This window comes from Mesorhizobium hunchu (genome assembly GCF_040081975.1).
GTDB classification, from domain to species: domain Bacteria; phylum Pseudomonadota; class Alphaproteobacteria; order Rhizobiales; family Rhizobiaceae; genus Mesorhizobium; species Mesorhizobium hunchu.
This window is the reverse complement of sequence record NZ_JBEBMG010000003.1, coordinates 126522-140979: the sequence shown is the minus strand read 5'-3', so window position 1 is coordinate 140979 and position 14458 is coordinate 126522. Positions and strand designations below refer to the sequence as shown.

Annotated in this window: 14 protein-coding genes; 13 read left to right on the top strand and 1 reads right to left on the bottom strand. The window is 66.3% G+C overall.

All coding sequences use genetic code 11. The annotated features are described in order from the left end of the window. Positions 1–102 precede the first annotated feature (102 nt). The 12 genes from ABMA46_RS07445 (at position 103) to ABMA46_RS07390 (ending at position 12731) form a co-directional block, all read left to right on the top strand. The gene (locus tag ABMA46_RS07445; RefSeq protein WP_348998686.1) at positions 103–882 is read left to right on the top strand and encodes a DeoR/GlpR family DNA-binding transcription regulator; all 780 of its coding nucleotides are present in this window, start codon (positions 103–105) and stop codon (positions 880–882) included. After that, positions 879–2288 (top strand): FGGY-family carbohydrate kinase, encoded by a 1410-nt coding sequence (locus ABMA46_RS07440; protein ID WP_348998685.1) that lies wholly within the window; start codon positions 879–881, stop codon positions 2286–2288. Before ABMA46_RS07445 ends, ABMA46_RS07440 begins: the two co-directional genes overlap by 4 nt. A gap of 133 nt (positions 2289–2421) precedes the next feature. Beyond that, the gene (locus ABMA46_RS07435) at positions 2422–3945 is read left to right on the top strand and encodes a sugar ABC transporter ATP-binding protein (protein WP_348998684.1); all 1524 of its coding nucleotides are present in this window, start codon (positions 2422–2424) and stop codon (positions 3943–3945) included. A gap of 5 nt (positions 3946–3950) precedes the next feature. Continuing rightward, on the top strand, positions 3951–4946 hold the full coding sequence (locus tag ABMA46_RS07430; RefSeq protein WP_348998914.1) for an ABC transporter permease: 996 nt from the start codon (positions 3951–3953) through the stop codon (positions 4944–4946). An 8-nt stretch (positions 4947–4954) separates the two neighbouring features. Then, on the top strand, positions 4955–5899 hold the full coding sequence (locus ABMA46_RS07425) for an ABC transporter permease (RefSeq protein ID WP_348998683.1): 945 nt from the start codon (positions 4955–4957) through the stop codon (positions 5897–5899). Between the two features lie 61 nt (positions 5900–5960). Beyond that, positions 5961–7067: an autoinducer 2 ABC transporter substrate-binding protein gene (locus ABMA46_RS07420; protein ID WP_348998682.1), complete on the top strand. Its 1107-nt coding sequence runs from the start codon at positions 5961–5963 to the stop codon at positions 7065–7067. Between the two features lie 71 nt (positions 7068–7138). Beyond that, positions 7139–8212, top strand: a complete 1074-nt coding sequence (locus ABMA46_RS07415) for a class II aldolase/adducin family protein (protein ID WP_348998681.1) — start codon at positions 7139–7141, stop codon at positions 8210–8212. Between the two features lie 3 nt (positions 8213–8215). Then, entirely contained in the window at positions 8216–9496 is a 1281-nt protein-coding gene (locus ABMA46_RS07410) for an FGGY-family carbohydrate kinase (protein ID WP_348998680.1), read from the top strand. Between the two features lie 32 nt (positions 9497–9528). Then, entirely contained in the window at positions 9529–10353 is an 825-nt protein-coding gene (locus tag ABMA46_RS07405) for a TIGR01459 family HAD-type hydrolase (protein ID WP_348998913.1), read from the top strand. A 23-nt stretch (positions 10354–10376) separates the two neighbouring features. Then, positions 10377–11666 (top strand): L-rhamnose catabolism isomerase, encoded by a 1290-nt coding sequence (gene rhaI / locus ABMA46_RS07400; protein ID WP_348998679.1) that lies wholly within the window; start codon positions 10377–10379, stop codon positions 11664–11666. 12 nt (positions 11667–11678) lie between these two features. Beyond that, positions 11679–11996, top strand: coding sequence for an L-rhamnose mutarotase (rhaM, locus tag ABMA46_RS07395; RefSeq protein ID WP_348998678.1), 318 nt, complete (start codon positions 11679–11681; stop codon positions 11994–11996). 51 nt (positions 11997–12047) lie between these two features. Continuing rightward, complete coding sequence (locus tag ABMA46_RS07390; RefSeq protein ID WP_348998677.1) at positions 12048–12731, top strand: class II aldolase/adducin family protein; 684 nt, start codon at positions 12048–12050, stop codon at positions 12729–12731. 27 nt (positions 12732–12758) lie between these two features. On the opposite strand, the gene ABMA46_RS07385 is transcribed toward ABMA46_RS07390, so the two are convergent. Then, positions 12759–13406, bottom strand: a complete 648-nt coding sequence (locus ABMA46_RS07385; protein ID WP_348998676.1) for a MarC family protein — start codon at positions 13404–13406, stop codon at positions 12759–12761. A 143-nt stretch (positions 13407–13549) separates the two neighbouring features. On the opposite strand from ABMA46_RS07385, the gene ABMA46_RS07380 reads away from it, so the two are divergent. After that, positions 13550–14455 carry a DnaJ C-terminal domain-containing protein gene (locus ABMA46_RS07380; RefSeq protein WP_425475705.1) on the top strand — a complete coding sequence of 302 codons (906 nt, stop codon included), beginning with the start codon at positions 13550–13552 and terminating at the stop codon, positions 14453–14455. Positions 14456–14458 lie beyond the last annotated feature (3 nt).

Here is a 14458-nt window from a genome sequence, read left to right as displayed (position 1 = left end):
GCGCAAAATGATCGAGTTGCCGCACAATTCGCTTGCGCTCTTGTCATGTTTGCGTAAGTTGGATCATGGCGATTGCTTAAGCACGCCACGGGAGGATACCAGTTGAACGATTTGGTCCGCCAGCGGCAGATCATAGAGCTTCTGCGCGACCGGCCCTTTGCGTCGGTCCGCGAGTTGCAGGAAAGGCTCGGCGTTTCCGCCGCGACGGTCCGGCGCGACATCGACAAGATCGACGAATCGGGCGAGGCGCGAAAGGTCTACGGCGGCGTTTCGGCGCTCGACGGCGCCACGCAGGCGACCGCTTATGCGCGGCCTTACGACGAGAACCGGGACCTTGCAGTCGAGGCCAAGCGGCTGATCGCCGAACTGGCGGCGACGATGGTGGCCAACGGCGACGCCGTCATCGTCAACGGCGGCTCGACCTGCTTCCACCTGGGCGTCAAGCTCGCGGAACGCAACGTGCGGCTCTACACCAACTCCATGCCGCTCGCCGCCTATCTGAGCGACCACGGCACTTGCGCGCTGACCGTTGCCGGCGGCGACCTGCACCGCGAGCCGCGCGTCATCTACGGCGCGCAGAACCAGGTGCAGTTCTACGCCTCCAAGTTCTTCCTGGGAACGCAGGGCGTCAGCGCGGAGGGCCTTCTGGAATCGCATCCGCTGATGGTGCGCTCGATCCAGGAGATGAGCCGCAACGCAGACCAGATCGTTGTACTGGCCGACAGCCGCAAATTCTCCATCCATGCCCGCAACGTGGCGCTGCCGCTGTCGCGCGTCGGCACGCTGATCACCGACGAGAACATTTCCGACCAGCACGCCAGGATGCTGGAGAACGCCGGCGTCACATTGCGCGTCGTCTCCGTCGCCGGAGGCGGCCCATGAGCGGAGCGCTGGCCGTCTTCGATCTCGGCAAGACGAATTCGAAACTGTTCGTCTTCGCGCAGGACGGCTCGCTGCTGGACGAGCGCCGCACCAAGCCGGTCTGGACCGGGTTCCGCGGCCGTAACGTGTTAGACGACGGGCGTCTGTTCGACTGGATGAACCGGGAACTGGCCGATGTCGTCGCCGCGCATGGCGTCACCGACCTGATGATCTCCACGCATGGCTGCGCCTTCGCGCTGGTGCACGGCGACAAGTTGCTGCATCCGGTGCTCGACTACGAGCAGGAAATTCCCGATGTCGTGGCCGCCGTCATCGACCCGCTGCTGCCCGACTATTCCGAGACCTACACGCCCTGGCTGCCGCTCGGTTTTTCCATATCGCGCCACATCTACTGGCTCGAGACGGAAGAGCCGGCCCTCTTTTCCTCGGCCGAATGGATCCTGTGCTTTCCGCAATACTGGGTCTGGCGCTTCACCGGCCGGCCATTGGCCGAATGGTCCTATCTCGGCGCGCACAGCCAGCTCTGGGCGCCGCTGAAAAGAGGTTTCTCCTCGCTCGTCGAGCGCATGGGCTGGCGCGGAAAATTTCCCGAGATCGCGCCGGCGGGGGCGATCGTCGGCGAGACGGCGGTCGCCTTGCCGGACGGTAGCAGCCGCGTGCTCAGGGTGCACAACGGCGTGCACGATTCCAATGCGGCGCTCGCCTACTACCGCATGACCGGGCTGACGGGATTCACCATCGTCTCGACCGGCACCTGGGTCATCATCATCAATCTCGACTGTCCGCTTTCGGCGCTCGATGGGGAGCGCGACATGATCTCTAACGTCACCGTTGACGGCGAGCCGGCGCCGTCGCTGCGCTTCATGGGCGGGCGCGAGTTCGACCTGATCTCGGACGGCTGGGACCGGCCGATCGGCCAGGCGGCTGTCGAGCGCGTCATGGCGCGCGGCGTCTTTGCCCTGCCGTCCTGGACGGCGGGCGGTCCGTTTCCCGAAACCGAAGGCCGCATCGTCGGCGGTGACGTCGATGGCGAGGAGCGCGCCGCGGTCGCCGCGCTCTACGTGGTCATGATGACGGACCTGTCGCTCGACTTGATCCGCTCCGACAATATGCTTGTGGTGGACGGCGGGCTGGCGAAGATCGACCTCTTCACTGCCATGCTGGCGCAGTTGCGGCCGGCACAGGCGGTCGTCCGCTCGAGCATGAGCGAAGGATCGGCCACGGGTGCGGCGGCGCTCGCGTTCAAATCGCTCGGCCTGGCGCCCTTCGAGGACGAGACGACGCCGGTTTCGGCCAGCAGGATCGAAGGGCTCGAAGCCTATCGCGACCGCTGGCGGGAACTGGCAGAGCACGATCGGGCTGCGGTCCGGGCGAGAGTTTCGGATGCACGGAGGGCGGGAGCGTGAAAAGGTTACCCCCACCCCTAACCCCTCCCCACAAGGGGGAGGGGGATTCTGAGACGTTGGCATACCCCTCCCCCTTGTGGGGAGGGGTTAGGGGTGGGGGTTCAAGAGCGCACCCGACAGCAGGAACCCTTCCATGACCGCTCCGTTCGTCACCATGACCGGCATGTCCAAATCCTTCGTCGGCGTGAAGGTGCTCAAGGACGTGGACTTCGACGTTCGGCCGGGCGAGGTGCATGCGCTGCTGGGCGAAAACGGGGCGGGCAAGTCGACGCTGATCAAGATGCTGTCCGGCCTCTACACGCCCGACGCCGGCACGATCACAGTCAACGGCGAGGCGATGAAGTTCTCCTCCACCCGCGACGCGACGGCGGCGGGCATCGCTACCGTCTATCAGGAGCTTCTTCTGTTTCCCGAGCTGACGGTGGCGGAGAACGTCTTCCTCGGCCACTATCCGCGAACCGCCGGCGGCTGGATCGACTGGGCCGAGGTTCGGGCGCGCACGCGCGACCTGCTCGACCAGCTCGATACGTTCGACCTCGACGTCGACACCAAGGTGCTCGCCCTTTCGGTTGCGCAGCGCCAGCGCGTCGAGATCGCCAAGGCGCTGTCGAAGAACGCGAAGATCCTCATCATGGACGAGCCCACCGCCTCGCTGGTCGAGGCGGACGTGCAAAGGCTCATGCAGGTCGTGCGCCAGTTGCGCGAACGCGGCGTCGGCATCGTCTATGTCAGTCACCGCATGCCCGAAATCTTCGCGCTGGCCGACCGCGTCACCGTGCTGCGCGACGGCGCGCATGTCGGCACGCGCGCCATCGGCGAGGTGGACGAGCGCGAACTGGTCTCGATGATGGTGGGGCGGCCGATCGACAGCCTGTTCCCGAAAACCGAGGCGGCGATCGGCGAGACGGTGCTGGAGGTGCGAAACCTCAACCACGGCAGGCACGTGCGCGACATCTCGTTCTCGCTGCGGCGCGGCGAGATTCTCGGCATCGCCGGGCTGGTCGGCAGTGGCCGGACGGAACTCGCGCTCACCCTGTTCGGCATGACGCCGGCGACCTCCGGCGAGATCGTCATGGAGGGCAGGCCGGTGCGCATAACCTCGCCGCGGCAGGCGCGCGACCTCGGCATCGCCTATGTGCCGGAGGACCGCGGCCTGCAGGGGCTCGTCAAGCCGATGGCCATCCGCAAGAACGTCTCCATGGCGACGATCGAGCGCGTCTCGTCGGGCATCTTCATCAAACCCGCAGCCGAAGCGCGGCGTGCGGTCGACGCGGTCAAGCGTCTGTCGATCCGCTGCCGCGACATCGGCCAGCCGGTCGGCGAGCTCTCGGGCGGCAACCAGCAGAAGGTGGTGATCGCCAAGTGGCTCGAAACCAGCCCGAAGGTGCTGATCCTCGACGAGCCGACGCGCGGCGTCGATGTCGGCGCCAAGGCCGAGATCCATACCATCATGGGCGAGTTGGTGAAGCAGGGCGTGGCCGTCATCATGATCTCGAGCGAATTGCCGGAGGTTCTGGGTATGAGCGACCGCGTGCTGGTGATGAGCGGCGGCGCGATCACCGGCGAGATCGACAGGGCCGACGCCACGCCCGAACGCGTCGGCGCGGCCATGACGGCGCATCGCGTGCAGGCGAACGGCACCGGGGAGGCGGCGTGATGGCGATGAGCGTGGACCTGCCGCCCACCCGGCCCGCCAGTGCTGCCCGCCGGCCCGGTTTCCTGAGCCGGCTGTTTGCCGAATACGGGCAGGAGATCGTGGTGCTGGCCGCGATCGTCGTTCTCTTCATCGTCGTCACGATGGTCAATCCGCGCTTCATCAGCGCCAACAACCTGACGACCATCTTCGCCGGCAACGCCTATATCGCGGTTGCCGCCATCGGCATGTCGATGGTCATCGTCACCGGCAATATCGACGTGTCGGTGGGGGCGCTGATCGGCGTGCTGGCGACCATTTCGGGCACGCTGGCCGTCGCCGGTTACCCGGTCTGGGTGGCGTGGTTCTTTCCCGTCCTGGTCGGCATGGCGATCATGGGAGTGCAGGGCGTGCTCGTCGCCTATGCGCGCATTCCGTCCATCGTGGTGACGCTCGGCGCCATGTCGATCCTGCGCGGCGGGCTGATCAGCGTGACGGGAGGCACATGGATCAGCGGCCTGCCGTCCGAATTCCTGCTGGCGCAGCAGCGCTGGTTCGGCGTGCCGTCGCCGATCGTCATGATGGTGGTGCTGACCGTGCTCGCCTTCCTGTGGATGCGCTACTCGGCCTTCGGCCGCTCGCTCTATGCCGTGGGCGGCAATCCGGAAGCGGCGCTGGCCACCGGCATCCCGATCGAGCGGCGGATCGTCGCCGTATTCGTCATCCACGGTGCTTTCGCGGGGCTGGCGACCATCCTGTTCGCCACACAGCTTCAGGTCATCCAGTCCACCGTGCCGCCCAATCTGGAGCTTACGGTCATCACCGCTTCCGTCATCGGCGGGGTCTCGATCCTCGGCGGCTCGGGCACGGTGATAGGCTCGACGCTGGCGACCATCCTGTTCGCCGCCATCGGCTCGGCGCTGATCTTCGTCAACGTGTCGGCCTACTGGCTGCGCGCCGTGATCGGGCTGCTGATCCTGGCGACGGTATTGGCCGACATGATGCGCCGGCGCGGCAAGGCGTGAGGGGAACGATGAACCTCAAATCCCTCATCCGCCACGAGACGTTCCTCGCGCTGCTGCTGGTCGCGGTGCTCATCGTGCTGTCTTTCCAGTCGGACCGCTTCTTCACCGTCTCCAACCTGCTCAACCAGGGCAGGTTGATGACCGAGACGGGGCTGATCGCCATCGCCATGACCTTCGTCATCGCCACCGGCGGCATCGACCTTTCGGTCGGCTCCATTCTTGGTCTGGTCGCGATCCTGACGGGCGTGTTCTGGCACAATGTCGGCATGCCGCTCGGCCTGGCTGCGGTCGCGGCCATCGCGGTCGGCACCTTCGCCGGCTTCGTCAACGGCCTCATCATCACGCGCTTCAGGGTGCCGCCGCTGATCGCCACCTTGGCGACGCTGGCGCTCTACCGTGGGCTGGCGGAAGGCATCTCGCAGGCGCGCTCCGTGCGCGGCTATCCCGACTGGTTCTACGTGCTGGGGCAGGGCGAGGTGCTGGGCGTGCCCACACAGCTCTGGATCCTGGTCGCCGCCGCGATCATCGCTTCCGTCATCCTGGCTTATACGCGCTGGGGCCGCACGGTTTACGCCATCGGCTCCAACGAAGTCGCCAGCCGCTTTTCCGGCCTGTCCGTCGAGAAGACCAAGCTGGCGCTCTACACCGCCTCGGGCTTCGCGGCCGCCGTCGCCGCGGTGATCTTCGTGTCGCGCGTCTCCACCACGCGCTCCGACATGGGCACCGGCATCGAGCTCGACGCCATCACCGCCGTCGTTCTCGGCGGCACGTCCATCTTCGGCGGACGCGGCACCATCCTCGGAACCGTGATCGGGCTTTGCCTGATCCAGGCGCTGAAGAACGGCCTGTCGCTCGCCGGCGTGAAAGGCGACGGCACGATCATGCTGATCGGCGCCGTCCTCATCCTGGCGATCCTCGCCAGCAACCTCTTCGAGAGGAGCGGCACTCGATAATTGGGAGAGACCCGTCCTTCACTGCCGCTCATCAGTGTCGGGACGAATTTTGGAGGAAGTAATGCACAAGATCGTACTGTCTGCGCTTCTGGCCCTGTCCTTCTCGACGAGCCTGAGCCACGCCCAGTCCGCCTGGACCGGCGGCGACGACCTGCCGACCAATCCGCTTGCCTGCGACGCGACGCCGGCGACACCGGTATCGAAGCCCTATGACGGCGGCGAGCCCACCAATGCGCCGGACCGCAAGGGCAAGACCCTCAAGGTGGTCGATGTGCCGAAGCTTGTCGGCATCGGCTACTTCAACGCCACGTCCAAGGGCATCGCCGACGCCGCCAAGGAAATGGGCACCATGGACGCCAAGACCGACGGTCCGTCCAAGGCCAACATCGACGACCAGATCACGCTGATCGACAACTATATCACCAGCGGCGTGGATGGCATCCTGTTCGCCGCCAACGACCCGGTCGCCATCGCGCCGGTGCTAAAGAAGGCGTTGGCTGCCGGCATCAACGTGGTCGGCTACGACGCCAACTCGACGCCGGACGCGCGCCAGTGGTTCGTCAACCAGGCCGAATTCAACGGGATCGCCAAGGCCTCGATCGACTCGATGGCCAAGGAAATCGGCGAGGACGGCGCCTTCGCCATCGTCACCTCGACCTTCACCACGCCCAACCAGGCGCGCTGGATTTCGGAGATGCAGGCCTACCAGGCCAAATGCCATCCGAACATGAAGTGGCTGGAGACGGTCGAGGCGCAGGAAGACAACATCCTGTCCTTCAACCAGGCCAACACGCTCATCAACAAGTATGGCGACGACCTGAAAGGCATCTTCGGCATGACCTCCGTCGCCACGCCGGCGGCGGCTGAAGCTGTCACCCAGGCCGGCAAATGCGGCAAGGTGGCGGTGGTCGGCCTGGCCACACCGAACGCCATGAAGCCCTACGTCAACAAGGACTGCGTGAAGTCGGTGGTGCTGTGGAACCCCGTCGATCTCGGCTATGCGGCGGCCTATGTGCTGCGAGCGACCGCCGACGGCGACCTCAAGCCCGGCTCGACCTCGGTGAAGGCCGGCAAGCTCGGCGAGCTCTCGGTCATCAACGGGTCCGAGATCCTGCTCGGCGCTCCGACCGTGTTCACCAAGGACAACATCAACGACTTCGATTTCTGATCGAAGACCGGCGGGGGCGTCCTGCGTCCCCGCCACGCTCGCCCAAGGGCCGCAGCGAAGGAACCATCGTCATGCCTCAATCCGTCTCCCGGCAAGCGGAACTCGATGCGCTCAAGGCGCTCTCGGCGCGCATCGGGTCCGACCCGCTCACGACACAGGGCGCCGGCGGCAACACCTCGCTCAAGGTGGACGGCACGCTGTGGATCAAGGCTTCGGGCACATGGCTCGCTCATGCGCTGGAGCGCGACATCATGGTGCCGGTCGCCTTCGAGCCGCTTCTCGACGCGGTGGCAGCCATCGATCCGGTAGCGGAGCGGGCGCATGAATTCACTATAGCGGCGCAGAACGCCTCGGGGTTGCGGCCGTCCATCGAGACGACCGTGCATGCGCTGCTGCCGCAGCGCGTCGTGCTGCACGTCCATTGCGTCGACACCATCGCTCTCGCCGTTCGCACCGATTGCGTGGAGCAGGTTTCGCCGCGGCTGGAAGGGCTCAACTGGGCCTATGTGCCCTATGCGCGCCCGGGCCTGCCGCTGGCGCTGGCGATCGCCGAGCATCGCGGTCAGCGGCCCGACGTGCTGGTGCTCGCCAATCACGGGCTGGTCGTCGCGGCAGAGACGGTTGATGCGGCCGAAGCGCTTCTGCTCGATGTGAAGCAGCGACTGCGCGCCGAACCGCGCCGTCCGAAGACCGCCGCCGATATCCGGTGGCTGGCAGGTTCTGCAGCCAAGGGGACAGGAGACGTGTCCTACCGGCTGCCGCAGTCCGAGGTAACACATGATGCGGCGCTCGATCCGGCAAGTCTTGAGATTGCCGCCCTCGGCAGCCTCTATCCCGACCATGTCATCTTTCTGGGGCAGGGCTCGACCATCGCCGGTGCAGGCGAGGATGCCTCGGCGGTCGCGCGGCGGCTCGGCTTTGCACCGGCCTCGATCCTGTTTGCGGGCAAGGGCGTGCTGATGCGCGCCGACATGCCGCCCGGCGCGGACGCGATGGCGCGCTGCCTGGCCGACGTTCTTGCGCGCATTCCCGCGGGCGCGCCGGTGCGCGTGCTGACGGCCGGGGAGATCCTTCAACTCACGGACTGGGACGCCGAGAAATACCGGCAAGAGCTCGCCCGCAAGGCTGTAAGGAAGATTGCCTGAACCATGCATACTCTCCTTTCCATCGGCATCGACCTCGGCACCTCCGGCGCGCGCGCCGTGGCGATGACGGCCGATTTCGAGATCGTGGCGCAAGGCGCGGCGAAGCTCTTGGCATTCGGAAGTGATCCACGCGACCCGGCAATCTGGTGGCAGGCGGTGCGGGCGGCGCTTGCCGAGACGCTTGCCGGAATCGGGCAAGCAAGAGTAGGCGCCATTGCCGTGGACGGCACCTCGGGCACCGTCCTGGCGATCGACGAAAAAGGCGATCCGCTCGCGCCGCCGCTGATGTATGACCACAAGGTGGACGACGCGGTGCTGCTCGCCCGCATCGCGCGGATCATTCCGGCGCAGAGCGCTGCGCATGGCGCGACGTCGGGCCTTGCCAAGGCGCTGGCGCTGCAACCGACGCCGGGCGTGGCCGCAATCGTCCATCAGGCCGACTGGATCGCGGGGCGGCTTACCGGACGCTTCGATACGACCGACGAGAACAACGCCCTCAAGACCGGCTACGATCCGCTGGAGCGCCGCTGGCCGGACTGGATCGGGACGACGGGTCTCGATCCGACGCTGCTGCCGCGCGTGGTTGCCGCGGGAACACCGGTGGGAACACTGGCGCCGGAGATTGCGGATGTGTTCGGCCTCGACCGCGGCGTCGCCGTGGTGGCCGGAACGACCGACGGCTGCGCCTCGTTCCTGGCTACGGGCGCCGACCGGCCGGGCGACGGCGTGACGGCGCTGGGCTCGACCCTGACATTGAAGCTGCTGTGCGATCGGCCCGTCTTCGCGCCCGAATTCGGCATCTACAGCCATCGCGTCAACGGGTTGTGGCTCGCCGGCGGCGCGTCGAACAGCGGCGGCAAGGTTCTGGCGCATCATTTCCCGGCCGACTCGATCGAAGCCCTTTGCGCCGGGATCGATCCCGCCACCGAGACGGACCTCGATTACTACCCCCTGATCGTCCCCGGCGAGCGTTTCCCGGTCGCGGATGGGGGCTGGCCGCCGCGGCTGACGCCGCGTCCGGCTTCGGACGCAGACTTCCTCAAGGGCATGCTGGAGGGCATCGCGGCCATCGAGAAGCTTGGCTACGACCGGCTGGCCGAACTCGGCGCACCGCCCCTGCGTTCCGTGCGCAGCGTCGGCGGCGGCGCGGCCAACCGGGTCTGGACGGCGATGCGGCAGCGCCGGCTCGGCGTGCCTTTCCTGCCAACCCTGTCGGATGAGGCGGCTGCCGGCAGCGCCCGGCTGGCGCTGGCCGGGATGAAGACCCTGGGGATGGTGCCGTGAGCGCCTCGTCGTCTCCTGTTCGCCCGGTGGCGATGGCCGGCGGACTGCGCGACCTCGCGGCGCAATTCGACGTTTTCATCCTCGACCAGTTCGGTGTGCTGCATGACGGGACCGCACCCTATCCCGGCGCCGTCGAAGCGCTGTCGGAACTCAAGGCGGCGGGCAAGCGCAGCCTGCTGCTGTCCAATTCCGGCAAGCGATCGGCACCGAACGAGGCTCGGCTGGAGAAGCTCGGCTTCGCGTCCGGCAGTTGGGATCACTTCCTGTCGTCGGGCGAGTTCGCGTGGCGGAGCCTGCAAAACTCCCTGCGGGACAGGCCGGGCCTGCGCTGCCTGCTGGTTGCGCGCGACGGCGACCGCTCGGCGGTCGACGGACTGCCGCTCGTCCTTACGGAGCGCGGCGAGGACGCCGATATCGTGCTCCTGTCGGCCAGCGAGGGCGACCGTTACGATCTCGACCACTACAGGCAATTGCTGGGCCCGGCGGCAGCCCGGGGCGTCGAATGCCTGTGCACCAATCCGGACAAGATCATGCTGACCGCCGGCGGGCCGCGTTTCGGGGCAGGGCGCATCGCCGACCTCTATGCGGAGATGGGCGGGCCGGTGACATGGATCGGCAAGCCGTTTCCCGATATCTACGCCGCCGCGCTCGCCATGCTCGGCAATCCCGACCCGGCTCGTGTGGTCTGTGTCGGCGACAGCATCGAGCACGACATCGCCGGTGGGGGAGGGGTAGGACTGGCGACCGCCCTTGTCACGACCGGCGTTCTGGAAACCGCGTCTGCGGGCGATAGGGAAACGCTGTACGTTCGCCACGGCGCGAGGCCGGATTTCCTGCTGCAAAGGTTCGCGTGGTGAGCGCCGCGCCAAGGGAGACTGTCATGGAAGCGATGATCGCCGTCGATGTCATCGAAAAGGACAACGCATCGCGGGAGAAGACCCTGCGCGCGGACTACGAGACGCTGGGCGGGCAACTGGCGCGGCGGGGCATCGACATCGCGGCGGTGCTGAAGAAGGTCGAGGCCTTCGGCGTCGCCATCCCGTCCTGGGGCGTCGGCACCGGCGGCACGCGCTTTGCCCGGTTCCCCGGCGAGGGCGAGCCGCGCGACGTTTTCGACAAGATCGAGGATTGCGCCGTCATCCAGCAACTCACCCGCGCGACGCCCACCGTGTCGCTGCACATTCCCTGGGACAAGGCCGACCCCAACCGGCTGAAACAGGCGGCGGCGCGCTTCGGCCTCGGCTTCGACGCCATGAACTCCAACACCTTCTCCGATGCGGCGGACCAGGCCCGCTCCTACAAGTTCGGCTCGCTCAGCCACGCCGACGCTGCCGTGCGCCGGCAGGCGGTGGAACACAACATCGAGTGCATCAAGATCGGCAAGACGATCGGTTCGAAGGCCCTGACGATCTGGATCGGCGACGGCTCCAACTTTCCCGGACAGGTGAATTTCGCCCGCGCCTTCCGGCGCTATCTCGATGCGGTCGGGGAAATCTACGAGGCGCTGCCCGACGACTGGCGCCTTTTCACCGAGCACAAGATGTACGAGCCGGCCTTCTATTCCACCGTCGTGCAGGACTGGGGCACCAACTACATGATCGCCAGGGAACTCGGCCCCAAGGCGTTCTGCCTCGTCGACCTCGGCCACCATGCGCCCAACGTCAATATCGAGATGATCGTGTCGAGGCTCATCCAGTTCGGCAAGCTGGGCGGCTTCCATTTCAACGATTCGAAATACGGCGACGATGACCTCGACGCCGGTTCGATCGACCCCTACCGGCTGTTCCTCGTCTTCAACGAACTGGTGGATGCCGAGCTTTCGGGGGCGGAGGGCTTCGATCCCGCCCATATGCTCGACCAGAGCCACAACGTCACCGATCCGATCGAGAGCCTGATGCTGTCGGCGATCGAGGTCCAGCGCGCCTATGCGCAGGCGCTGCTGGTCGATCGCGGGGCGCTGGAAGGCTTCCAGGAGGACAACGACGCGCTGATGGCGACGCAGACGCTGAAGGCGGCCTATCGCACCGATGTCGAGCCGATTCTGGCGATGGCGCGCCTCAATCGCGGTGGCGCGATCGATCCGGTCGCGGCCTATCGCGCCGCCGGCTATCGGCAAAAGGTCGCCGCCGAGCGCCCGGCCGTCGCCTCGGGCGGCGGGGGTATCGTCTGAGAGGAGGCAGATATGCCCGAACGCATCGCCTTCCGCATGGTCCTCGATCCCGGCCAGGCTGCGGAATACCGCAGGCGGCACGACGCGATCTGGCCCGAGATGGTGGCGGCGCTGCGCAATGCCGGCGTGTCCGACTACACGATCTGGCTCGACCCGGAGACGAACCATCTGTTCGCGACGCTGGTGCGCGCGGACGATCACACGATGGATGCGCTGCCGCGCACCGATGCGAACCGGCGCTGGTGGGACTTCATGGCCGACATCATGCGCACCAACGACCTCGGCGAGCCGGTCGCGGTGCCGCTGGAGAATGTCTTCAAGATGGACTAGTCGCACCTGGACAGACCGGGTGAAACAATTGCTGAGAGAAAGGCGAAGACGATGACCAACAAGGCGCTGCGCGAGGAGATGGTTGCGATCTGCCGCCGCATGAATTCCAGCGGCATAAACCAGGGCACGGCGGGCAATCTTTCCGTGCGTTCGGGCGACGGGTTCCTGATCACCCCGTCCAGTCTGCCATACGATACGATGACGCCGGACGACATCGTCGAGATGGATTTCTCCGGTACCTATGCCGGGCGCCGCCCTTCGTCCGAATGGCGCTTCCACCGCGATATCCTCAAGGCGCGTCAGGACATCGACGTCGTGCTGCATTGCCATTCCATCTACGCCACGACGCTGGCCTGCCATCACAAGACCATCCCGAGTTTCCACTACATGACCGGCGTCGCCGGCGGCACGACGATCCGCTGTTCGCGCTACGCCACCTTCGGCACGCAGGAACTCTCGGACGCCGCGCTGGAGGCGCTGGAGGGGCGGCTTGCCTGCCTGCTCGGCCAGCATGGGCAGATCTCGCTGGGCAAGTCGATGGAATCGGCCCTGTGGCTGGCCGTCGAGGTGGAAACTCTGTCGCGCGTCTACGTGCAGGCGCTGACGCTTGGCGAGCCGCCGATCCTGCCCGACGAGGAGATGGAGCGGGTGATCGCTCAGATGAAGCGCATGAGCTACGGTTTCGGTCCCGAAGCCGAGGGCAGCAACGACGTGGCGCGCCCGCGCTCCAACTGATCCCGCCTGATCGGACGCCGGGGCGGGTTATCCCAGCCCCGGCAGCATCGCCTTGGCGCCGTCGAACATCATCTCGACGGCGATCGCGGCCAGGATCATGCCCATCAGGCGCGTCATCACCACGCGCATCCTCGCGGACAGAAGCCTGCCGATGGCCGAGGCGAAGAACAGCACGACGAAGAGCGCCGCCAGGACAGCGACGAGCACGAGTGCGAAGGCCGTGGCCTGCGCCATGCCGTCCGCCTGCGCCGAATAGATGATCAGCGTCGCTATCGTGCCCGGCCCCACGATCATCGGAAACGTCATGGGGTAGAAGGTGATGTTGTCTTCGCTGTCGTCATTGGCCGCATCGTCCGCCTTTTTCTCATGGTCGCCGCGCTCATGCGCGGTGATCGGCTTGCCGTTCAGCATCGACAGCGCGATCCCGAGCAGCACCAGGCCGCCGGCGACGCGAAAGGAGTCGATCGTCACGCCGAAGAAGCCGATGAGGGCGTTTCCCGCGATGGCGACGACGGCACACATGACGGCGGTATAGAGCGTGATCCTCACGGCCATCGCGCGCTGTTCGGCTACGCTTCTGCCGTCGGTCAGCGACAGGAAGATCGGCAGGGTGATGAACGGGTTCATGATGGCAAAAAGGGCGCCGAGGAATTTGGCGGCGAAGGCGAGATCCATTTTTCCATCCTGTTGCTGTTGCCGGACCGATTATGCGGATTCGACCGATCCTCGTGAAGCCTTTGAAAAAGCGTTCCGCGCCATTTGTCGGCACGCCTGGGCGCGTGTAGGTTTGATCCGAACGCAGACCTGTCCGGAGTGGTTTGGTGAAGGATCCCTACGACATACTGGGCGTCCAGAAGACGGCGAGCGCAGCCGACATAAGAAGCGCCTATCGCAAGCTCGCCAAGAAGCTGCATCCCGATCTCAATCCCGGCGACAAGTCGGCCGAGGAGAAATTCAAGGAAGTCTCGGGCGCCTACGATCTGCTCGGCGACGAGGACAAGCGCAAGCGCTTCGACAACGGCGAGATCGATGCCTCGGGAGCGGAACGGCCGCCGCAGCATTTCTACCGCGAATACGCTTCGGCCGCGCAGGGCCATCCCTACGCCGACGAGTCGGGCTACGCCGATTTCATGGAGGGGGAGGACGCCTTCGCCGAACTGTTGCGGCGGGCGCAGCATGCCCGGGCGAACCGGCGCGGGCAGGACATGCACTACCGCCTGGCGATTGATTTCGGCGAGTCGATCGCCGGCGCCACCAAGCGCATCACGCTGCCGACCGGCGGCACGCTGGACGTGAAAATTCCCCCGGGCCTTGTCGACGGACAGGTGATCCGGCTCAAGGGCAAGGGAGAGCCGGGGGCTGGCAGCGGTGGCGCGGGCGACGCCCTGATCGAAGTGGAGGTCACGCCGGACAGGCGCTTTGCGCGCGAGGGCGACGACATCTCGCTGGACCTGCCGGTGTCGCTGACGGAGGCCGTTCTGGGCGGCCGCGTGCGCGTGCCGACACCGACCGGCGACGTGACCATGTCGGTGCCGAAAGGCTCGAACACCGGCACGGTGCTGCGGCTCAAGGGCAAGGGCGCGCCGCGCAAGGGTGGCGGCCGCGGCGACCAGTTCGTCAAGTTGAAGATCGTCCTGCCGAAAGGCCCCGATCCCGAGCTTGAGGCATTCGTCGAGACCTGGGCGAAAGGCAAGGACTTCGATCCACGCGAGGCCATGAGATGATGA

What these genes read in the sequence shown, in the direction of transcription:
- ABMA46_RS07390 (WP_348998677.1), top strand. Translation starts at nt 12,048, where the DNA reads ATGACCAACAAGGCGCTGCGCGAGGAGATGGTTGCGATCTGCCGCCGC.
- ABMA46_RS07420 (WP_348998682.1), top strand. Translation starts at nt 5,961, where the DNA reads ATGCACAAGATCGTACTGTCTGCGCTTCTGGCCCTGTCCTTCTCGACG.
- rhaM (WP_348998678.1), top strand. Translation starts at nt 11,679, where the DNA reads ATGCCCGAACGCATCGCCTTCCGCATGGTCCTCGATCCCGGCCAGGCT.
- ABMA46_RS07415 (WP_348998681.1), top strand. Translation starts at nt 7,139, where the DNA reads ATGCCTCAATCCGTCTCCCGGCAAGCGGAACTCGATGCGCTCAAGGCG.
- ABMA46_RS07405 (WP_348998913.1), top strand. Translation starts at nt 9,529, where the DNA reads ATGGCCGGCGGACTGCGCGACCTCGCGGCGCAATTCGACGTTTTCATC.
- rhaI (WP_348998679.1), top strand. Translation starts at nt 10,377, where the DNA reads ATGGAAGCGATGATCGCCGTCGATGTCATCGAAAAGGACAACGCATCG.
- ABMA46_RS07410 (WP_348998680.1), top strand. Translation starts at nt 8,216, where the DNA reads ATGCATACTCTCCTTTCCATCGGCATCGACCTCGGCACCTCCGGCGCG.
- ABMA46_RS07430 (WP_348998914.1), top strand. Translation starts at nt 3,951, where the DNA reads ATGAGCGTGGACCTGCCGCCCACCCGGCCCGCCAGTGCTGCCCGCCGG.
- ABMA46_RS07435 (WP_348998684.1), top strand. Translation starts at nt 2,422, where the DNA reads ATGACCGCTCCGTTCGTCACCATGACCGGCATGTCCAAATCCTTCGTC.
- ABMA46_RS07385 (WP_348998676.1), bottom strand. Translation starts at nt 13,406, where the DNA reads ATGGATCTCGCCTTCGCCGCCAAATTCCTCGGCGCCCTTTTTGCCATC.
- ABMA46_RS07440 (WP_348998685.1), top strand. Translation starts at nt 879, where the DNA reads ATGAGCGGAGCGCTGGCCGTCTTCGATCTCGGCAAGACGAATTCGAAA.
- ABMA46_RS07425 (WP_348998683.1), top strand. Translation starts at nt 4,955, where the DNA reads ATGAACCTCAAATCCCTCATCCGCCACGAGACGTTCCTCGCGCTGCTG.